The following is a 21,402-nucleotide window of genomic DNA, read 5'->3' as shown; positions in this document are numbered from 1 at the left end:
TAAACCATGGCGATCAATAATATTACTACAATGAATGACGTCTTTAACTCACATAAAATGCGCGAGTGGACTAGTCCAACTGGTGGCGCGGAAGAATTTAAATTAGAGGGCTTCGATGAGCTATCTAAGGTTACTCCATCTGAGAAGAGTCAGTCTTTTTCTGAACTTTTAGCAAATCAGATCATGGATGTTAACAATTTACAAAAAGAAGCTAACACAGCTATTGAAAAATTAGTAAGTGGTGAAAGTAAGAATATCCACGAAACAATGCTAGCTGTTGAAAGAGCTGAAATTGCTTTTAAGACAATGAACCAAGTTCGTAACAAAGTAATTGATGCTTATAAAGAAGTAATGAGAATGCAAGTCTAGTTAATAACTAGTTGTTAATGATCTCTTAGTTTAGGATGAATTAAGAGTTTCAGGTGTCAGGAGGATACGTGAAAGATTTTTTCGATAAAATGCTTAGAAACTTCAAAGAGTTCTACGGAGAACTTGATGCAGGAAAGAAGATTTCTCTCTTTGCTGTTACTGGGGTTATTCTAGTCTTCCTACTAGGTGTTGTCCTTTGGGCCACTCATACTAACTATAAAGTTCTTTACTCTGATCTTAACAAAGAAGATATGACTAAAGTTGAAGTCTTCTTAAGTCAGAACAATGTTGAGAAGAAGACATCTGCAGATGGTAAAACAATTAGTATCCCTGAAGATATGATTGAAACTGTCCGTCTTAAAATGATGACTTCTGGTTTTTCATTTTCTGGAACAGTAGGATATGAAGTATTTGATAATCAATCTTTTGGTACAACTTCATTTGTTCAAAAAGTAAATAAGCAAAGAGCACTTGAAGGTGAGCTAATTAAGACAATTAAGCACCTAAGAGGTGTTAAAAGAGCACGTGTTCACTTAAATATTCCTGAATCTTCTCCGTTTGTATCTGAGAAGAAACCACCAACGGCCTCAGTTGTTCTTGAGCTAAACCGTGGTGTTACTCTAACAGAACAAGAGATTAAAGGTATTTCTTCACTTGTTGCTTCATCTGTAGAAGGAATGAGAGGAGAAGGTGTTGTCATCTTAGATCACAGAGGAAAGAAGCTTTCTGAAAATATCGGTGATGCTATGACTGCTAATACTGCAAATCGTCTTGCTCTTGAGTCTAAATTAAATAGAAAGTATGAAAAACAAATTGAAGATATTTTAACTAGAGTAGTAGGTGCAGGAAAGGTAATTGCTAAAGTTTCTGTTGATATGGACTTTACTGAAAGTGTATCGACTCAAACAACTTACGATTCTGAAAATAAGGCAGTTCTCTCTGAAGTAACAAATACTCAAAACCTTCAAGGCTCACGTCCTTCTCCACAAGGTATTCCTGGAGCACGTTCAAATCTACCTGGAGAGCAGCCTCAACCAGGTGTTCCAGAGACAAGAAATGACGTTAAAAAAGAACTAGCAACTCGTAACTATAATGTTCCAAAGAAAGTTACTCGTTCAAAATCACCAACTGCATCTGTTAGAAAAATCTCTGCTGCAGTAATGGTTGACGGTAAACGTGTAACACAATCGTTAGATGGTAAGACGGTTACTAAGTATGAGCCATGGTCGGAAGCTGATATTGCAAATTTTCAAGCGATCGTTGCTTCAACTCTAGGTATTGATAACCGTCGTGGTGATGTTATCACAATTAAGAATATGGAGTTTCAACAAGAAGATCTTGAGGCCATTGATGCTCTTATGCGTGAGCGTGAAAATAGAGAGTTAATCAAGAATATCTTCAAGTATCTTGCAATTGGTTTAACGATCTCACTATTCTTCTTTGTAGTTGTTCGTCCGTTTATCCAGTGGGTAACAGACAACGCAGTAGAAACTGTTGAAGATTTCTTACCAAGAACTCTAGAAGAACTAGAAAAGGTTCAAGCAAATCAAAAACTACCTGGACTTGAGGATGCTCTTCCACAGATTGAAGAAAAGCTTAATCCAGAGAAAATTGAAGGGAATATGCTACGTGAGAAGATTATTTCACTGGTTGAAGGAAACCCTGCAAAAGCGGCACAGATTGTGCATGATATGATTCATAGTACGGAATCTGATAAGCAGATTGCGTAATGAGAATAGTAAATAATAGAGCCCTTTAAGGAAGAGGAGAGAAAAGTGGCCGATCAATCATTAGACCCAGATGTAGAATACTCGCTACTATCAGGACAGGACAAAGCAGCACTTCTGCTTAGTTCTCTTGGTGTGAGTACGACGCAACTTATATTCGCACATATGCGCGATAACGACGTAAAACGTCTTATCAATGCGATGTCTAATGTTAAGAAGGCGCCAATTTGGATGATCAAGCGTGTTTTAGAGGAGTTCTACTCTGAACTAAACGAAGAAAATGATCTACTTTTCTCTGATAACTCATCTCGTGACTTTATTGTTAATGCTCTTGGTGAAGATCGTGCTAAGCAACTTCTTGGTCAAATCATTGATGTTGGTGCCAATCAGACACTAGAATCACTGGAGCTAGTTGATACTAGAACACTTGCTAACTTCCTAATTAATGAGCACCCACAAACAATTGCGCTTATTATTGCTCACTTATCAGCAGAGCGTAAGGTTGATGTCCTAAGACGTCTTCCTGAGGGACTTCAGGCCGAAGTTGTATTAAGGGTAGCAAACCTTGACTTCGTTTCTCCTGAACTTATTGCACAACTTGATGATGTTCTTAAGACTGAACTTTCTACACTTGGAACAATTGATACAAATCAACTTGGTGGTGTTGAACCTATCGCAGATATGCTTAACCTTATGGATAAGAATTCTGAGAAGAATATTATGGGACGAGTTGAGGAAAAAGACCCAGAACTTGCAGAAGAAATTCGTAAGCTCATGTTTGTTTTCGAAGACCTTGTCTATGTTGATGATCGTGGTATTCAAGCACTTCTTAAAGAAGTTGATCAGCAAAAACTTGTTATTGCTCTTAAAACGGCACCTGAAGAAATTAAAGCGAAGCTGTTTAGAAATATGTCTAACCGTGCAGCAACTCTTCTACAGGAAGATTTGGATGCTCTTGGACCGACAAAACTTTCTGATGTTGAAAAAGCTCAAGCAGAGATCGTTCACAAATGTAAAGAACTTGAACAACAAGGTAAGGCGTTTATCTCACGTGGTGGAGATGGCGATGCCCTTGTATAAGATAAGGTTAGTAGCTTAGTATGACTCGTGAAGTAAAAGAATATGAATTTCACTCTTTCTCTCAAAAACCTCTGAACTCTAGTGTTGAGGATTTTGAGTTTCAAGATTTCGAAGGAATGTCGATTCGTGAAATCGAAGAGAAGCAAAAGATTATTCGCGTTGAAAGACAAATGGCCAAAGATACTGGTTTTGACTTAAATCCAATTGTTCACGAGCATAGAGGTGTGCGAGCACAGGAAGAAGATGATTTTGCTAGGGCCGTACAAGAAGAAGTGGCCCGTCAAGTTGAAGCTGTTAAAGAGGACGCTTATCGTGAAGGGTTAGAGCTTGGACGAGAGCAAGGACGTGAAGAAGTTAAGGTTGAACTTGCTGGAGCAGCGGAAGAGAAGATTCTTCTTTTAAACGATATGGTTTCAGAAGTTCTTAGTACTCAAGTAGGACTTCTTTCTGCACAGAAAATGCAAACATATACACTACTTAGAACAATCGCAAAGTGGATTGTTTTAAAAGAGCTTAAAGATGATGGGGAATATATTATTCGTCTTCTCGAAAAGCTTATTGTCGAAGCACAAACAAAAGAAAACCTTCTTATTAGAGTCAATGAAAAGCATTTCGAACAAATGCCAGAGGTTTTAGAAGTTGTTCAAGCAAAACTTGGAGAGCTTACTAACACTCGTGTCGAAATTGACTTTGATATCGAGGCACCTGGTATTGTCGTTGAATCTCAAAACGGTATTGTCAATGGTAGCTTAAAGACTCAACTTGATAGTCTAGATAAGTTATTTGAAGCAGTAGGCTTAGCAAGTTCAGAGGACGACTCGGATGAATCACAATAATTTTTCAACATTAGACCTTGAAGCAATTCATAAGGCATATGAATACGCAACTCCTTACCAAAAAGTAGGGAAGGTTTGTGCATCAAAGGGTATGCTTTATGAAGTAAACCTATCACGTGCCGTTATTGGTTCAAACGTCGAGTTTGTTACTGAATTTGGTGATCGTTGTCTTGGAGAGGTCGTTTCAATCGATGGCCCAAAATGTTTAACAATGCCTTATTCTGAAATCGCAGGGATTAACTCAGAAACAAAAGTATACTTAAAAGAGCTTGTTACAAAGGTTAACGTTGGAGAGCAATATCTAGGTCGTGTTATCGACTTCCAAGGAAACCCAATCGATGGAAAGGGCCCGATTAAAAGATCTAATGAAGTGAGATCTATTTTTGGTGAGTCTATTAATCCATTAGAGCGTCCACCAATTTGTGAAATGCTAGATACTGGTGTTAATGCAATTAATGCTTTTATGACAGCTGGAAAAGGACAACGTTTAGCTATTATGGCCGGTTCTGGTGTTGGTAAGTCAGTAACACTTGGTATGGTTGCGCAAAAGTCATCAGCTGATGTTAATATTATCGCTCTAATTGGAGAGCGTGGCCGTGAGGTTCGTGAATTTATCGAACATGACTTAGGTGAAGAAGGTTTAAAGAAATCAATCGTTGTAGTTGCAACTTCTGATACTTCTGCACTTATTCGTATGAAGGCCGCTTATGTTGCTACAACATTTGCAGAATATTTTAGAGATCAAAATCAAGATGTTCTCTTAATGATGGATTCGATTACACGTTTTGCTATGGCCTCTCGTGAAATTTCTTTAAGTGCTGGAGATCCTCCAGGTCAAAAGGGATACACTCCAACTGTATTTGCACAGCTTCCAAAATTAATGGAGCGCGCGGGAACAAAAGCTGACGCTGGTACCATTACTGGGATCTATACTGTTCTTGTTGAAGGGGGAGATATGGATGAGCCGATTGCTGATGCCGTAAGGGGGATCAGTGATGGACACATTATTTTATCTCGTGCTCTTGCATCAAAAAACCAATTTCCTGCAATTGATGTTTTACAGTCATTATCAAGGGTAATGAATAAAGTTGTTTCTAGCGAACATAGAGTAGTCGCAGGACATATGCGAGATCTTATGTCAGCTTATCGAGATAACGAAGATCTAATTAACGTTGGAGCTTATTCAAAAGGTTCAAACCCTAAGGTTGATAAGGCGATGATTATCATTGATCAACTAAATGATCTACTAAAACAAATGCAAGGTGAGGACCATTATCAATCAATTGATGAACTATATGATTCGATGGTTGGACTCGCAAAGTATGCAGAAGAAGCTTATAACTCATATGAGGAGTAATATAATTGCGTAGAGAAAAGTTTAAACTACAAGGCTTATTAAAACTAAGAGAATTCAGGGAACAAAAAATTAAACTTGAATTAGGGCAGATTAATATCGAAAAAGGCCGTTTAAACGAAGCTATTGCAAAATGTAACCTCGATATTGAAGAAACTTATAAAGCCCAAGAGGCTTTCTTTGATACATATACATCGGGAAGGAATGCTCAATTTTTTCCAATGTTTATTCAATCAAAAAGAGACGAAATAAAAGTCTTAGAAAATCAATTACACGCAGTTCAAAGACAGTATCAAGAGAAAGTAAAAGAGCTTTCTGTTGCAAAAGGTGAAGTTAAAGTAATTGATAATTTAAAAAATGAATTTGAAACAGAACAAAATAGGGTCATTGAGAAGAAGCGCCAAGAAGCGATTGATGAATTAATGATGGCAAAAAGGCATGCTCAAAAATTGGCCGGGGAAGCTTAAATGAAAAGGTTATTACTTTTAGTTTTGATTATTTCATCTTCACTTTCAGCTATTGCAGAAGAGAAGAAAATATATTCACAAGAAGAGTTTGATAAGGCACTTGAAGTTGCCTTAGAGAAGAAAATGAAAAAAATAGGGCGTTCAAAGTTGATTGAATTCTCAAAAGAGCTTCTTAAAAAGGAAGAAGAGTTGGCAATTCGTGAAAAGGCCTTAAAGAATCAACAAGAACAAGTTGTTGTTAATCAAAAAGAACTTGAAGGTCGAATTAAGGAATTTAAAACTTACCAAACAAATTTCCTATCATGTCTTGATAAGAAAGATTCTGATGAACAAAAGCGTGTTATTCACATGGTTGATGTTGTTTCTAATATGAGGCCTCAGACAGCGGCAAATCTACTTTCTCAGCAAGATCCTTCTATCTCAATCAAGATTCTCGGAGAGCTCGATCCTGTAAAGGTTTCGAAGATCTTTAACATGATGGATAAAGAAGTTTCAGCGCGTTTACAAAAGCAATACATGACGATGAAGAAGTAGGGGTAAACTTTTCCATGGTTAATTTTTTTGTGAATTTATGTAAAGATATTGCAAGGCGTTAAAAAAAGGGACAAAGAATAATGCTTAAAAACTTACTTGGACATAACTTAAAAGCAAAGGGGATGAAGGAGCAGTCGCAGACTAGTGCGAAAACTGTTTCTCTCGATAACCTGCTTTCTAGTCATGCCAATAAGAAGCTTTCTAAAGGACAAAAAGAAGAGTTTAGTAAACTTCTTCATGGTGGGGAGTCCAAAGGACAAGAATCACTTCTGACTACGAATGTGGCCAAGGGATTAGTGTCAAAATCGCAAAAGCATAATCTTAAAAATCCAGTTAACGAAAAAATCACTCATCAAGAAGTAAGAGAGCTTCTTAAAGAGGGAAAAGCAAATACTAGCTCGCTAATTAAAGATTCAAATAGTCCAAAGATTGCAAAGGCCATGGCCAAACACTCAACACCGACATCTTTAATTTCAACTTTAAGCTCAGCAAGTACAGTAGAGAATAGACCAGTTGGTAAGCACAGTGATATTGATAATATTCTTGGAACAAAGAATATTGTTGAATTACAAAAAGCAAAAACAACACTTGTTAACTCAAAATTAGAAAATTCAACTGAAAACAAGCAAGCACCAAAACTAGCTTCAAATGGTGTTAAGACTAATGCTCTACTAGGTAAGCACACACAAGCAATTATTGAAACAGCGCAAGTTTCACCAGATAGAGAAGTTGAAGCTCCTCGTGAAAACACGAATCTTTTAAGAATGGCACCAACAAACCTACTTAAAGGTAAGAAAGCACCTAGTTTACAAAGTAATCAGTTGACGAGTAGTGCAGATTTTATTGCTAATCGCCAAGTATTAAATAATCAACCTGCAAATGAAATGAAAGCTTCAAATAGCTTACATATGAATAAGTTTACAAAAGAAGCATCACAGAAGAATAACTCAATTATTCGTATGAAAAATGAAGTTAAGGTTGAAGACTTTTCATCAGATATTACAGCAAAAGGTGATAGAAGAGCACCACAACAGGTTCAAAATAATTTAATTGGTGCACTTGGAAATTCGAATACAGCAAATGATTTTAAAGCTGAAATCAATCTTGCGAAAGCACCAGAAGTTCTTGATCTTTCAAACGTAACGAATGCTGATCAAATGATTAAAGAAGTGACTAACTATATCGAAATGAATCGAATTGAAAATAGTAAGTCTCTACAAGTTCTTGTAAAGCATAATGAACTTGGACATTTTAATGTAACGGCCAATAAAGACGCTAATGGTATGATTGCATTAAATATTGAAGCTTCAACAATTGAAGCGAAAGAATTCTTTAAGGAAAACGAAGTTAAGCTACTTAAAAATCTTGATATGAAAGGAATCAGAGTAGCTGACTTTAAGATCCATACGGCCACGTCTGGTCAAATGAGCGATACTGCTTCACAATCTAAAAGCTTTAAGAATGAAAAGCGTAATAGTGAAAGGCAAGCGGACAAAATCTCCTCTTCAAAAATGAGTGGAAATGAGTCTGAATATGCGAGACAATTAGATAGTGAAGATTCTTTTGCATTTGATAGTTTTCAAGATACAAGAGAAGGCCGTCAAAGAAGATGGCAAGAGTATAGCGAACGCATAGGTGCATAATGCCAGAAATTGGAAAACCACAACAGAGAAATTCATTTTCACAAATCGGTATGGGCCCACGTCAAACAAAGGGCAATAGTCGAGGTGAATCGGTTGGTGAGCAACTAAACCGTATTGCTGGTAATGATATTGTTGATCAAAAGTTTGTTGATGAAAAAGAGCACAATAAAATGGGCCAAGATGGTTTCTTAAAGCTTCTTTCTCACCAGCTTACAAATCAAGATCCAATGAAGCCGATGGATCAAAAACAGCTATCTGCTGACCTTGCACAATTCTCTCAATTAGAGCAGATGACAAATATGAATGCTAAGCTCGATAAAATGGGTAAGAATGACCCTCAAGAGCTCAAGTTTTTCGGTGCTAGTTTCTTAGGAAAAGAAATTTTAACGAAAGGTGCCTCAGTTAGTTATGATGGCCAATCGTATAAAAAAGATGTTCCATTTTTCTTAGATAAAGAAGCTAAGAATGTTATGGTTAATATCTATGATAAAAATCGCCAGTTAATTGGAAAGGTTGAAGCAGAAAATCTTGGAAGAGGACAACACACTCTTGCTTGGAATGGCCGTCAACTTGATAATACAAGAGCTGCAAAAGGTGATTACACACTTGAAGTTTGGGCCTTTGATAAGGACATGAATAAATTTAAGGGTGAAACAAAATCGACTGGTGTTGTTAATGGTGTTGATTTTGAAAACGGAGAGACAATTTTCACATTAGAAAATGGAAAAAAAGTTTTCTTACGTGATGTTGATAGCTTCAAACTAGCTTCTAATACAGGTTCAGAAGTGAACGATAAAAATATTGCCGCGTTGCAAAAGAGGGCGGCACAAAACTATAATAATATTAACAATTCCGCTAACCAATAATTGGAAATAAATGGGAACTAAAGATATTTCAAATTTTCATATTCCAAATGTAAGCCAGATTCCTGGTTCGAAGAAAGTTGATCTTCGTAACCGTCTTGGTAATGTTGGTGGAAACGAAGCTGCTCAATCAGAATTTAAAAATCTTTTAAATGAGCAGATCTCAAATGAGAAGATCAATAAAGCGCATCAGTTAGATCAGTTAGCGCAAACTCAAAGAGAACACGGAATTCAACTTTCGACTCATGCAGCGAAGAGATTGCAAGAGCGAAATATTGATATTGATAGTAACGAGTTTTTTAAACTTAAGGATGCTTTTCAAAAACTTCAAAGTAAGGGTGGAAAGGATTCTTTAGTAATTACAGATAAAGCAGCCTATATCGTGGATGTACCGGCCAAGAAGGTGGTAACGGCCATTGATAAGGGAAGTATAGAGAGTAACGTATTTACAAAAATTGATTCGACTGTATTGGTTTAAGATTTAATTAGCTGGTCCTAACGGAAGCTTCGTGTTTGCCTGTCGTTGTAAACACATCTTTAAAAATCTTTATTCCATTTAGTCGTTTTTAGATCTGGATCTAACAGAGCAGTTTAGATTTAGTTTTAGTCTAGGAGGGACGAATGAGTATTTTAAGGTCATTTAACATTGGTGTATCTGGTTTAAGCGCTTCTGGAGCGGGAATGAACGTTGTTTCAGACAACATCTCAAACGCTGGGACACATGGTTTTAAAGCTTCTAGAGCTGAATTTCAAGATGTACTTGCAGTCTCTCTAAAAGGGATCGAAGGTGGAGATCAGTTCGGTGCTGGTACAAAGCTAGCTCACATTAAGCCAATCATGACTCAAGGTGATGTTGCAAGAACTGAGTCGATCACTGACCTTGCTATTCAAGGTGATGGATTCTTCAAGGTGAAAGCTCCATTCGGAAATGGATACTCTAGAGATGGTTCAATGCACTTTAACAAAGACGGTGAGCTTGTTAACGGTGATGGATATAAAGTAATTGGTTTCAAATCAAATGAAGATGGAACACTTACAAATAAAGAAGGTGAGATTAAGTTAGGAAACACAACGATTCCAGCTCAAGCAACTGAAAGAGTTAAGCTTTCTATGAACTTAGACTCAAGAGCTTCTGTTAAGCAATTTGATCCAAATAATCCGGAAGAAACTTCAAACTTTTCTTCTTCAATGACTGTATACGATAACGTAGGTACAGCTAGATTAATTACTGTTTATTATAATAAGACTGCTGATAATAACTGGACTTACCGTGCAATGGTTGACGGTGCTGATGCTCAAGGTGGTGAAGCAGGAACTATGGTTGAAATGGCACAAGGTCAACTTATCTTCAACGACAAAGGTCAGCTTCAAGAAGAAGTAGAGTCTTCAAATGCTTTCAACTTCAATAAAGGTGCACAACAAGGTCAAAAAATTGAATTCTCATGGGGTGAATCAATCTCTGAAGGTGGAGATGGTACTGATGCTTCAACTCAGTATGGTTCAGGGTCTGCAGTTGCTAGACACACTCAAGATGGTGCATCAGCTGCTACTCTTGGATCTCTATCGTTCAACGATGATGGTATCCTTACTGCAGTTTATGACAATGGTGAAACAAGAGATATCGCTCAAATCGCTATTGCAAAATTTGATAATAACGAAGGTCTTTTCAAAATGGGGAAAAACCTTTTTAAAGAATCTAAAAACTCTGGTCAACCAGCAATGGGGAAACCAGGTGAAGCAGGACGTGGACAAGTTCTTTCAAAGTCGATCGAACTTTCAAACGTTGATATTGCAAATGAGTTCGTTAACCTAATGACGTCTCAAAGAAACTTCCAAGCTAATGCTAAGACGATCTCTACAGCAGATAAAATGATGCAAGAGGTCTTCAGAATCAAGGGTTAATAAATAACTCATACTCCTATGCTTTTAAGGCCCTCTTTTGAGGGCCTTTTTTATGTTCTTGTGCTTAAATACTTCTATTATTGGAGAATTTTATGAAGACAAGAATTGAAGAAGATTTACTCGGACAATTAGAAATAGATAATGAAATGCTTTATGGAATCCATACGCAAAGGGCCCTAAATAATTTTCAAATATCAAATGCAAAAATTGGAGACTACCCTAATTTTGTTAAGGGGATGGTTCTTACTAAAAAGGCAGCAGCAGCTGCTAATAAAGAAATTGGTACAATGGAAGATGATAAGTGCGATATGATTATTAGCGCTTGTGATGAAATCCTAGCAAACCTTGATGATTACTTAAAATACTTTCCATCAGATGTCTTTCAAGGCGGAGCTGGTACTTCGGTAAATATGAATACTAACGAGGTTATTGCTAACGTTGCTCTTGAAATGAATGGACATAAACGTGGCGATTATAGTGTCTTAAATCCAAACGATCACGTAAATAAATCTCAATCAACAAACGATGCTTATCCAACTGGTTTTCGTGTCGCAGTTTTCTTTTATATGACTAAAGTAATTGAGCGAATTCAAGAGCTATCAGATAGTTTTGAAAAGAAGGGAGTTGAGTTTGAAAAAGTTTTAAAAATGGGGAGAACACAATTACAGGATGCTGTTCCTATGTCATTAGGAGATGAGTTTCACTCATGGGCAGTTAATCTTCGTGAAGAAGTGCGCTCTCTTTCTCGTTGTCGTGACCTTGTTTTAGAAGTTAACTTAGGTGCGACAGCAATTGGAACAGGACTAAATGCTCACGATCGTTATTCTGATCTTGCCATCGGTTTTCTTTCAAAATTTACAGAAGAAAGTTTTGTAAAATCGGAAAACTTAATTGAGGCAACATCAGATTGTGGTGCTTATGTCATGATCTCTGGGTCTTTAAAAAGAACAGCGGTTAAACTTTCAAAGATTTGTAATGATCTAAGACTTCTTTCTTCAGGTCCACGTTGTGGGTTTAATGAAATCAATCTTCCTGAGCTCCAGGCCGGATCATCTATTATGCCAGCAAAGGTAAACCCAGTTATTCCAGAAGTTGTAAATCAGGTTTGTTTCAAAGTTATTGGAAATGATATGACTATTACAATGGCCGCTGAAGCAGGACAACTGCAACTTAATGTAATGGAGCCAGTTATTGCTCAATCTCTATTTGAATCAGTTGATCTTCTTAGTCATGCTGCTACGACATTAAAAGAGAAGTGCGTTGAAGGGATTACAGCTAATGAAGAGCATACAACAAATATGGTTTTAAACTCAGTTGGAATCATTACATATTTAAATCCATTTATTGGCCACCACATGGGTGACGTTATTGGAAAAGAGGCCGTAAAGACGGGGAAATCAATTCGAGAATTAGTTCTTGAGAAGAAGTTACTTTCAGAAGAAGAATTAGATGAGATTCTTTCAGTTGAAAATTTAATTAAGCCTAAGTACAGAGCAAAATTATTCAAATAAAAAAAGCCTCCATTTCGGAGGCTTTCTTTTTCGCTATATTAATTACGACGATTTCTTCTTTCTTTAAAAACATGGGCACGACAAGTTGCCGCCATGATATTTGGATGATTTGTTGGCCCCGAGAACCTTGTGAAATCAAAGCTTCTAACGTTGCAACCATGTTGGCAACGGTAGTTAAAAGTTCTTTGAAATCCATTCGTGTATGTAATCGTGTATTGATAATCAAGAACAGTCATAAACCTATGTGAATTATTATAAATTTCACAATTAACAAAAGGTCCCCAATTAATTTGGCCTTCCACTGTGCGGTGTCTTTCTTCTTGTGCCCAAATCTTTTGAGTTAAAAAAAGTAGCAGCGCTAAACATAATAGCTTTTTCATAAAAATCCCTCTCTAATGAATATTTATATAAAAATGCTATTAGAGATTAGAGGCTCTGGCAAGTTAACGAGGGTAAAGCTATAGGTGCGACGTGTTACTGGTTTAGTAGTCTATCGGCCTGGATTGTTAGGCCAACATTCTCTCTTGTCACTTTGCAGTATAGTTGCGTACCTTTGAAAGTTTCTTCTTTCCACATATCCTGGTAATCATCCCAGTTTTCGTCTGCAAAGAATTGATCAAAGAAGGCACCGATTGAATCCACTAATCCTTCTAGAAGCTTAGTGTGGTCACCGTTTTCTTCTAGATCCATTGAGGCAAAGTATGTTGTAGCAGCAGCTGCTTGGTTTGATGTGTCCACAAGAGAAGCAATTACTAGAACTTCACCTTTGTGCAATCTTCCATAGACTTCAAAAACTTTATTAGCATCAAATAACTCGTTGCGATACGTATCTTGAAGAAGTTCAAGTACAGAATCTGCCCACTCATTTGGAAGATCAATTAAAAATGGCCCGTTTGTTCTTGAAAGCATTCGCAATATCCTTTTTTAACGCTACGAAAATCTATATAGAAGTAGAAGATAATTAACAAGCCACTGTTTGTGTGTCAATATATCTGGACTTTAAATAAGACTAAATAAAAAGGAGTAAATAATGAGTGTTTATATTCTTTCTGGTGCTAGAACACCAAGTGGAAGTTTCTTAAGCTCACTTGCAGAAGTTGGAGCAACTCGCTTAGGTGCAACGGCAATTGAAGCTGCAGTTGAAAAAGCGGGAATCGCAAAAGATAAGGTTGATGAAGTATTTATGGGGAACGTTGTTCAGGCAGGTGTTGGACAAGCTCCAGCTCGTCAGGCCGCAATCTTTGCAGGTCTAAGCGAAGCAACTCCATGTACAACAATTAACAAAGTTTGTGGATCGGGGATGAAGACAATTATCTCTGGTGCTCAGTCAATTATGACAGGTGACAATCAAGTTGTTGTTGCTGGTGGTATGGAAAATATGTCACAAGCTCCTCACTTGCTTATGAACTCTAGAACTGGTGTTGCAAAATTTGGTGCAGCAGAAGTTAAAGATGCTATGCAATGGGATGGACTTTGGGATGTTTATTCTGACCAAGCAATGGGAAATTGTGCAGAAGAGTGTACTGAAAAATATAACCTAACAAGAGAAGCACAAGATGCTTATTCAATTGAGTCTTTTAAAAGAGCTCAAGCTGCAATCGAAGCTGGGATTTTTAAAGATGAAATCGCTCCAGTAACAATCAAAGGTCGTAAAGGTGACGTAGTTGTTTCTGAAGACGAAGGACCATTCAAGGCTAAGTTTGATAAGATTCCTGGTCTAAGACCAGCTTTCAAAAAAGATGGAACAATTACTGCTGCTAACGCATCAACTATTAATGATGGTGCTGCTGCTGTTGTTCTTGCAGGTGAAGAATATAAAGACCAAGCAGAATTTAAAATCGTTGGTTGGGCATCTCACGCTCAAGCGCCAACTTGGTTTACAACTGCTCCAATTGAAGCAATGAAGAAGAACCTTGAGAAAACTGGACTAAAACTTTCAGATATTGATGTTTTTGAAATCAATGAAGCTTTCGCAGCTGTTCCAATGGCAGCGATGGCAGAAATGGGAATTGATCACGCAAAACTTAATATCTATGGTTCTGGTGTATCACTTGGTCACCCAATTGGAACTTCTGGTACTCGTATTGTGGTAACACTTATGACTGCTATGAAAAACCAAAATGCAAAGTACGGTTTGGCCTCTATTTGCATCGGTGGCGGTGAGGCGTTATCATTGATATTAGAAAAAATTAAATAAATTTGCAGGACTTTCGTAGTCCTGCTTTTTAGTAGGACTATGGATGGCCCAAGCTCAAACACAAAAACAACACAAATCTGGTATCGTTCGATTCAAAGCAGGTGAAGTTCTTTTCAACCAAAACGATCCAGCGGATTCTCTTTATATTATTCAAAAAGGACAGATAAGACTCTATATTCCAAAAGGACAGGGCTTTGTTGAAATTGCAATCCTTCGTGCTGGTGAAGTTATTGGTGAGATGGCCTATTTTGATGATAAGGGATCAAGAAGAAGTTGTTCTGCTGCTGCCATTGTTCCTACAGATGTTGTTCGCGTTACATTTTCTGCATTCGATAAAACAATGCAGGGTCTTAATCCATGGTTTAAAACAATCGTTAATACTCTTGCTGAACGTTTGAGAAAGACGAATGATCGTGTAAAAGCACTTGAGACTAATTCTGTTGGTTTCGGTAAAGATGGTAAAGTTGGCGAGTATGTCTTCTTTCACACAACAGATGTACTAAGAATTCTTGCAGGGATTTATCTATCATCAAAAGTACACGCACAAAAAGGTGAGGATGGTGCTCATCGAATTCATATAAGTTCAATTCGTTATTACCTATTCGATATCTTTGGTGTTTCTGAAATTAAATTTGAAGAGATGATAGAACTTTTAAAAAGAGAAGGTTTAATTGTTATGGAAGATGACAAGGATGGGCAACCGAAGCTTGTCAAAATACCTAATCTTGAAAATCTTCGAAGTATTGTAGCTTTTGTTAATGCTGAAAAAATAAAAACAGATGATAAGAAAATAAAAACAACGAAGAAGTGCAATCTAATTCTTTCTCGTATGAAGAATCAACTTCTTGCAAAAGGTATTACTAAAGGAAAGTCTTCTGCCGATTTATCTGCAGTTATTGCTGAGCTTAGAGAAGGTGAAGCGATTGTTAACGCTGAAGATATTCGTCCTGCAATATTAGCGGGAATTGTGGAAGATATTTTCGTGGATGACAAAGGTAATATGACTAATGTTGTTGATATGGATAAATTGATTAAAATTTTACCGGGCCTAATCTTTCAAGTTGCTTGGCAACGTTTAAATGAAGAAAAGGCCGGTAATAGTTATTAGTTTCCAGTTGGATAGAAGTTTACTTCAACATTGGCACCATCACTATAAACAGCATTTCCATAAAGTTTTAAGAAGTAACCAGTTTCGTTCATAACAGGTGTCGCTGGAGTGTCATCTGTTGGACTTGTCACCTTAATATTGAAGTTTGAATAATAAGCAGGATTAGATCCTGATTTCATTAATTGCCATCCATTTGTCGAACTCTTATTAATAGTCTGCCCATTAATCTTAAGAGTAATCGAACTTTCAACAGGCTTACTATTAAGTTTTACGTAACCATAAAAGTTTTGTGGTGTTTGATAGCTTACAACTAAACATTCTGGATATTCCACAATTGCATTTCCATTTAAGCGAATAATGTGGCCAGAGTGTTCTTCTCCAACTGAAGGAGAGTATCTAGTTGCAAAGTTTCCTCTCTCACCAATATAAGTATAGCCATTGCTCATTCCTTCAAGAATTGGTGTTCCAGCTTGAGAGCTTCCTCTTACATACTTTGTGATAATTAGAGAACTTGTGTCAATAAGAGCACCTGGCTCTGCTACTTTCCAGTAGTTGTATTTGTGTTTAAGAATTGCATCAACAATTGAATTGTTTACGTGGTCAAAAATATTATTGAAGTTACTCTGAGTACATACGTTAATATTATCGTTGTAGCCAAATCCGTTGTATGAATTACTAGAACGTGGAAATGGATATGGATTACTACCTGTTATATTACTATATGGTTGATTATAAATTAAATCACTAGCTTTATGATAGTAATAATTCAATTCACCTTTGCTAATTTGCGGACAATTGTAAGAGCTAGGCTGAACAGATGGAGCTAGAGAAATGAATCTCATCATTGATGAGTCGAGTTCGTAGTTTCCGACATTACTACATGTTCTATTAAAAGTAGCATAAGTCGTACGAGTGATTCCAAACATTGCTTTTTCTTCGTTACTAAAGACAGATTGATCATAGAGTGAGCCATTGTAATTACCACGCATACAAAGGAGATCATGAGAAATCCCTTTCATATACCTTTCTCCGATTGGATGTCTCCCTGAAACACCTGAACCAGAAGGAACCCAAGAGTTATCATCCTCGTTAGACATGATCACAATAATTGTATGAGCACCTTTTCTAAGGGCACCATTTAATTGATTTAATTTTACAAGGTCTCTAATACGAGTAAGTCCAGCTTCCTCTGTTCCTGTTGCACCACTGAAGTTTGAGATGACATTTGAAGCGGCGTAACGAGATATCGTTGTTACTCCTGAAGGATTAATTCCTGAGCGAGAAAAGAAATAAGTTTCATTATTTCCTGAACCAATAAGAGGCGCCATAAGAACCTGGTAATCGAATCGATCCGCAATATTGTTTACAACATTATTTAGTGCCGTTTTAGTCTGGCTACTAATAAAGCTGGTACTTCTTGAGTTATCCCAAACAAAGAGTAGGTCAACAGGTGGCCTAATATAAGTAAACTTAGAACACATTTCACTGTTTACTGTCTGAGTTGGATCAGTTCCAAATGAGTCAGAATTCTTGCGAGTCGCAAATTCTTCTTTCGCACAAGAGGCCATGAATAATAATGTCAAAACAAGTAAGATCTTTTTCATCAATTAACTCTTCGGTTAAGAAAAACTAAAACTTAAATATAATTCAGCCTTTTTTACTAAAGTATTATTCCCATTTGATGCTTCTTAGGGGCAATATTTTTCATTAATTTTGTTAATGATATCAACAGGTTAAAATAGGAAGTGCAAATCAAATGGAGAAGAAAATGGCACAATGGTATTACGTTGAAAAAGGTGAAAGAGTAGGACCTGTTGAATTGGAAGAGGTTGAAGTCCTATTTGGAAAAGGAAAGCTGACACCTGATAGCTATGTTTGGACTAAAGGATTTGATAATTGGAAACTTATTTCAGAAGCAACTGAGCTAGGACACTTATTAAATAAGCGTGTAATGGATGAACTTCCTCCAGAGCTCGATATGCCTCCTGTCATTGATGATCAGCACGTCGTTCTTTATTCATGGGATGATATCAAAGATGATGAAAAAATAATTACGATTAAAATTGGTCTTGATCGAGGAATGGAAGAAGTTGAGTATGGGCCGTTTAGTGTAATTGATTTACAAAAGGCTTATCAGCAAAATCGTATTAATGAAAAAACTCTTGCTTATATACCTGGTGAAAACGAATGGGTTTTCTTAGCAGAAACACCAATTGCTAAGAAGGTAATGGGGACTGTTCCTCCATTAATTACAGATGATGAAAGAAGATTAAATCAAAGAAAACCATTTGTTGCTCGTATGTTCTTTCATGATTCTCAACAAGTATTTGAAGGAGTTTGCCGCGACATCTCAATTGGTGGAATGCAAGTTCTTGTTTCGAATTTTCCATTTAATGTAGGTGATGAGGTCACATTAAATGTTCACCCTGAAAATACTGATTACCACTTTATTGCCTCGGGCCTAGTAGTAAGACATCTTAATGAGAACCAAGGTTTTGCTCTCCGATTTGTTAATCTCTCAGACGAAGCTGAAAGCTCGATTAAAAGCTATATCGGTTAATTGAAGATGGATACTTCGATTTATATTCGTGAGTATCATTCAGGTAATGAGGAAGCAAAAACCCTCATTCTTTTTCATGATATTGGCGGAGGCCACTATACTTACGATAGTTTAATTCCCTTGCTTGTGGAAGAAGGGGTGAATGTTGTTTGTTTTGATTATATTGGCCATGGCCTAAGTTCTGGCACACGTGGACACTTTGAAAGTATTAATCACGTTAAGAATTTTTTAAATGAACTATATCAACATAGTAAACTTGCGCAAGGTGAGGAGATTTATACTCTGGCCGTTAATCAAGGTGCATTAATCTCTCTTTTTTATTCCACGCTATTTGATAATGTAAAAGGTAATATATTCTTAAATCCTAAAATTAGAACTGAATATAATAAGAACTTAAAAAATGAATTAATATCTAAAATACCATGGCAACCAAATTTCTTGTCACGCTCTCATATTAAGCTATCAAAGCAAAGCAATGACTTAACGGCCAATAACTTTGTAACAAAGAAGACTCTAGTTGTTCTTAACCAAATCTTGAAAAAAGTTCAATTGAACGTCTATTTCATGCAATGTCGAAACTTAATCTTTAGTAGTAATAAAGACAGTATTATCTTTGAGACAATTATGAGTGAATTTAGAGAAGAGGTTGAAATCCCTGAGTTTAATTCTGTAAAGACCATAAAAAAACAAGACATTATTTTCAAAGAAACTTATAATTGGATACATGAAAACTAAAATTTTAGCTCTTTTTGCCCTGGTTTTATTAACTTCTTGCGGAAATATGACAAAGAACTTTGTCAAAGGCGGAGAATCTATTATCAAGGGTGGTACTGCTGGTGGTAAGCCTTGGAATGATCCTTTGAAGTTTCAACGCCTCTCTTGGTATTCAGAGCTTAATTTAATGTATGATGTTTTCTTAACTAAAATCGAGCCAAGCTCTCCGTTTTGGCAATGGTTTTCTGAAGGTGAGTCAAGACGCCTTAAAGAGTGTAAGGATGTCTATGTTGCTATCACATTTAGTTTAGACTCTGACCGAATTTCTCATGCAATGTTTTATAATCAAGTTTTATCGAAAGAGCTTCAGCCTGTCGTAACTAATGACTTTGATCTTGCCATTGCAAACCATCCAGACTTCAATAAATTCTTTTTGTCGTTATACAAGAGTAAAACACTTTGTGCTACATCTGATATCGGTGACTTAAAGATTCATTTTCCAAATTATAGAGTGAAAACTCTGCATTTTTAGTCAAAAACTTATCTAAAGTTTGCACTCTGAAGTTCCGATAAAAATTCGAGGAGCTTTAGTAATGAGTGAAGAAAAGAAATTTGATAGATTTGGTCGATACCTTATTCTAGATCACCTAGTTGATGGTGGTATGGCCAAAATTTGTCGAGCTCGCTTTCTGGGGGAGCAAGCCGATAAAATTGTAGCAATCAAGATGGTTCAGCCACAATTTTCATCTGACGAAGCATTTCAAACTATGTTCATGGATGAAATTAAGACGACATTTGGATTATTACATCCAAATATCGTTCAGACCTATGACTATGGTTTTCATAATGGTCAGCTTTTTGTTGCGATGGAATATTGTGATGGTAGAAACTTAAAGCAATATATCGATAAACTTAAAGAACATAACTATGTCTTTCCTGTTGAAATCTCAGCTTTTATTACGATTCAAGCAGCCCAAGGCCTTCACTACGCTCACACATTCACTGATAAACTAACAGGGAAACCTGCAAATATTATTCACCGTGATATTTCACCTCATAATATCATGTTAACTTTTGATGGCTCAGTAAAGGTAATCGACTTTGGTATTGCAAAGTCTGAAACTAACTCTGAAGCGACTCAGGCGGGAACTATTAAAGGTAAGTTATCATACCTTGCTCCTGAATACTTAGATGGTTTAGATCTTGATCCACGTTACGATCTATTTGCTACAGCAATTACATTATGGGAAATGCTATGTTCTAGAAAGCTTTTCAAAGCTTCAAATGATCTAGCGGTATTAAAGAAGATTCAAGAATGTAAAATTCCTGTACCTTCATCAATTAACCCAATGGTTCCAAAAGAACTTGATAAGATTATTTTAAAGGCCCTTCATAAAGATCGTAACAAGCGTTACCAATCTCTTGAAGAGTTTGCTCGAGCTTTAAATAAGTTCTTATACTCAACTTATCCAGACTTCAACTCTTCAGATCTTTCATACTTTGCTAAAGAGTTATTCAAAGATGAGATTAAAGTTGACCGTGAAAGAATGTATGAATTTGGTCAGATTGAGCTTGGCCCATATATTAAAGATTATAAAAATGAAACAGAAGGTAAGCCTTACAGTAGTGATGAAAGTGTTGATGCAACTCAACCATCTGTAGCTAAGAAGAGAAAAGAAAAAGAGGCACTTTTTGAACTTGATATTGATGAACAAACAGATATTCAAGTAGAAGGTTCATTACCTAAACTTGATATGGCTTCAAAGTCATCAAAAACAAAAATTAATAAGATTGATATTCGCTCTAATAAGACTAGTGCTAGTACTAAGATCAAGCGAATTAAGAAAAAGAAGAAAGTTGAAGCAAAGAAAAAGAACTACTTCATTCATGTTGCCTCTGTGGCAGCAATTGCTGCTGGAGTTTACTTTGCTAAGGATCATATTCCTTTCTTGAAAAATTCATCAACAACTCCAACTGAGGTTGCAACGACAGTAGAGCCAAAGGCTAAAACAAAGCGTGAGCCTACAAGTAACCAGCGTGGAACGATAACGCTTAAGAACTTCAGTCGAAATAAAGATAAACTTTATATCAATGGATCTGAACAAAGTGTTGATGTTTTAAATCGTATAAAAGTAAATGCAAATGAACTATTAACTGTTCGTGTAGAGAAGACAGGGCGTGAGCACTTCATTGTCCAAGATATTTCAATTCAGGATGGAGAGTCTCGTAATATTCAAGTTGAATCGATGCCAAAAGCATACTTTGGATATCTACAAACAAGTTCTGCTTGTTTAAAGGGAACGATCAGTTTTGAACTTTTTGGAGAGCAAAGAGAAGAGAGATTACCTATCCGCTTTGTTCCAGGGATTCCATTTGCAACTGGAATAAGTCCACAAGGTGATAGTGTTCCAAAGGAATATGAAGTCATTATTAAGGATGCAAAGAGCTCTGTACCACATAAGGTAAGTTTCGAAATTCAAAATTCCAAGGTCGTCGATCTTTGTAAATTATTATAAAAAAAAAGGCCCGCTTAGCGG

The 21,402-nt window shown here is 36.6% G+C and carries 21 protein-coding genes; 18 read left to right on the top strand and 3 right to left on the bottom strand.

Annotated elements, in window-relative coordinates; genetic code table 11:
* Positions 1-6 precede the first annotated feature (6 nt).
* The 12 genes from fliE (at position 7) to aspA (ending at position 12,286) form a co-directional block, all read left to right on the top strand.
* Positions 7-369: a flagellar hook-basal body complex protein FliE gene (fliE, locus tag ACMAYX_RS11580; RefSeq protein WP_199177570.1), complete on the top strand. Its 363-nt coding sequence runs from the start codon at positions 7-9 to the stop codon at positions 367-369.
* Between the two features lie 68 nt (positions 370-437).
* Entirely contained in the window at positions 438-2,099 is a 1,662-nt protein-coding gene (gene fliF, locus ACMAYX_RS11575; protein ID WP_103218950.1) for a flagellar basal-body MS-ring/collar protein FliF, read from the top strand.
* A gap of 45 nt (positions 2,100-2,144) precedes the next feature.
* Positions 2,145-3,176 (top strand): flagellar motor switch protein FliG, encoded by a 1,032-nt coding sequence (gene fliG, locus ACMAYX_RS11570; RefSeq protein ID WP_021266524.1) that lies wholly within the window; start codon positions 2,145-2,147, stop codon positions 3,174-3,176.
* 20 nt (positions 3,177-3,196) lie between these two features.
* On the top strand, positions 3,197-4,012 hold the full coding sequence (locus tag ACMAYX_RS11565; RefSeq protein ID WP_103218951.1) for a FliH/SctL family protein: 816 nt from the start codon (positions 3,197-3,199) through the stop codon (positions 4,010-4,012).
* The gene (locus ACMAYX_RS11560) at positions 3,999-5,369 is read left to right on the top strand and encodes a FliI/YscN family ATPase (RefSeq protein ID WP_392990805.1); all 1,371 of its coding nucleotides are present in this window, start codon (positions 3,999-4,001) and stop codon (positions 5,367-5,369) included. Before ACMAYX_RS11565 ends, ACMAYX_RS11560 begins: the two co-directional genes overlap by 14 nt.
* Positions 5,370-5,374: 5 nt before the next feature.
* The gene (locus ACMAYX_RS11555; protein ID WP_412471971.1) at positions 5,375-5,833 is read left to right on the top strand and encodes a flagellar FliJ family protein; all 459 of its coding nucleotides are present in this window, start codon (positions 5,375-5,377) and stop codon (positions 5,831-5,833) included.
* On the top strand, positions 5,834-6,367 hold the full coding sequence (locus ACMAYX_RS11550) for a hypothetical protein (RefSeq protein ID WP_103218954.1): 534 nt from the start codon (positions 5,834-5,836) through the stop codon (positions 6,365-6,367). It begins immediately after the preceding gene.
* A gap of 80 nt (positions 6,368-6,447) precedes the next feature.
* Complete coding sequence (locus ACMAYX_RS11545) at positions 6,448-8,010, top strand: hypothetical protein (RefSeq protein WP_412471970.1); 1,563 nt, start codon at positions 6,448-6,450, stop codon at positions 8,008-8,010.
* Positions 8,010-8,876, top strand: coding sequence for a flagellar hook assembly protein FlgD (locus ACMAYX_RS11540; protein WP_103218956.1), 867 nt, complete (start codon positions 8,010-8,012; stop codon positions 8,874-8,876). The genes ACMAYX_RS11545 and ACMAYX_RS11540 overlap by 1 nt, the downstream gene beginning before the upstream one ends.
* 10 nt (positions 8,877-8,886) lie before the next feature.
* On the top strand, positions 8,887-9,351 hold the full coding sequence (locus ACMAYX_RS11535; RefSeq protein ID WP_103218957.1) for a TIGR02530 family flagellar biosynthesis protein: 465 nt from the start codon (positions 8,887-8,889) through the stop codon (positions 9,349-9,351).
* A 143-nt stretch (positions 9,352-9,494) separates the two neighbouring features.
* A complete protein-coding gene (locus tag ACMAYX_RS11530) occupies positions 9,495-10,775 on the top strand; it encodes a flagellar hook protein FlgE (protein ID WP_412471969.1) in 1,281 nt (426 codons plus the stop codon).
* Positions 10,776-10,867: 92 nt separating this feature from the next.
* Positions 10,868-12,286 carry an aspartate ammonia-lyase gene (gene aspA / locus ACMAYX_RS11525; protein WP_103218959.1) on the top strand — a complete coding sequence of 473 codons (1,419 nt, stop codon included), beginning with the start codon at positions 10,868-10,870 and terminating at the stop codon, positions 12,284-12,286.
* 38 nt (positions 12,287-12,324) lie between these two features.
* Here the strand turns inward: aspA and ACMAYX_RS11520 are convergent, their stop codons facing one another.
* Both ACMAYX_RS11520 and ACMAYX_RS11515 read right to left on the bottom strand, forming a co-directional pair.
* Positions 12,325-12,666: a hypothetical protein gene (locus ACMAYX_RS11520; RefSeq protein WP_103218960.1), complete on the bottom strand. Its 342-nt coding sequence runs from the start codon at positions 12,664-12,666 to the stop codon at positions 12,325-12,327.
* Positions 12,667-12,760: 94 nt separating this feature from the next.
* Positions 12,761-13,195, bottom strand: coding sequence for a hypothetical protein (locus ACMAYX_RS11515; RefSeq protein WP_103218961.1), 435 nt, complete (start codon positions 13,193-13,195; stop codon positions 12,761-12,763).
* Positions 13,196-13,316: 121 nt separating this feature from the next.
* Here ACMAYX_RS11515 and ACMAYX_RS11510 point away from each other — a divergent pair, with 121 nt between their 5' ends.
* Both ACMAYX_RS11510 and ACMAYX_RS11505 read left to right on the top strand, forming a co-directional pair.
* Entirely contained in the window at positions 13,317-14,483 is a 1,167-nt protein-coding gene (locus tag ACMAYX_RS11510) for a thiolase family protein (protein WP_103218962.1), read from the top strand.
* Positions 14,484-14,526: 43 nt separating this feature from the next.
* The gene (locus tag ACMAYX_RS11505) at positions 14,527-15,591 is read left to right on the top strand and encodes a Crp/Fnr family transcriptional regulator (RefSeq protein ID WP_412471968.1); all 1,065 of its coding nucleotides are present in this window, start codon (positions 14,527-14,529) and stop codon (positions 15,589-15,591) included.
* Here the strand turns inward: ACMAYX_RS11505 and ACMAYX_RS11500 are convergent.
* The gene (locus ACMAYX_RS11500; protein ID WP_412471967.1) at positions 15,588-17,195 is read right to left on the bottom strand and encodes a hypothetical protein; all 1,608 of its coding nucleotides are present in this window, start codon (positions 17,193-17,195) and stop codon (positions 15,588-15,590) included. The genes ACMAYX_RS11505 and ACMAYX_RS11500 overlap by 4 nt on opposite strands.
* 164 nt (positions 17,196-17,359) lie before the next feature.
* Here ACMAYX_RS11500 and ACMAYX_RS11495 point away from each other — a divergent pair, with 164 nt between their 5' ends.
* From ACMAYX_RS11495 to ACMAYX_RS11480, 4 genes are all read left to right on the top strand, one after another.
* A complete protein-coding gene (locus tag ACMAYX_RS11495) occupies positions 17,360-18,151 on the top strand; it encodes a GYF domain-containing protein (protein ID WP_158246935.1) in 792 nt (263 codons plus the stop codon).
* 6 nt (positions 18,152-18,157) lie between these two features.
* A complete protein-coding gene (locus ACMAYX_RS11490; RefSeq protein ID WP_103218966.1) occupies positions 18,158-18,886 on the top strand; it encodes an alpha/beta hydrolase in 729 nt (242 codons plus the stop codon).
* Positions 18,876-19,397, top strand: coding sequence for a hypothetical protein (locus ACMAYX_RS11485; RefSeq protein ID WP_103218967.1), 522 nt, complete (start codon positions 18,876-18,878; stop codon positions 19,395-19,397). Before ACMAYX_RS11490 ends, ACMAYX_RS11485 begins: the two co-directional genes overlap by 11 nt.
* A gap of 61 nt (positions 19,398-19,458) precedes the next feature.
* A complete protein-coding gene (locus ACMAYX_RS11480) occupies positions 19,459-21,381 on the top strand; it encodes a serine/threonine protein kinase (protein ID WP_412471966.1) in 1,923 nt (640 codons plus the stop codon).
* Positions 21,382-21,402 lie beyond the last annotated feature (21 nt).

It is taken from the genome of Halobacteriovorax sp. RT-2-3 (genome assembly GCF_047085075.1).
Classification (GTDB): domain Bacteria; phylum Bdellovibrionota; class Bacteriovoracia; order Bacteriovoracales; family Bacteriovoracaceae; genus Halobacteriovorax_A.
This window is presented reverse-complemented; position numbering and strand designations above follow the sequence as displayed.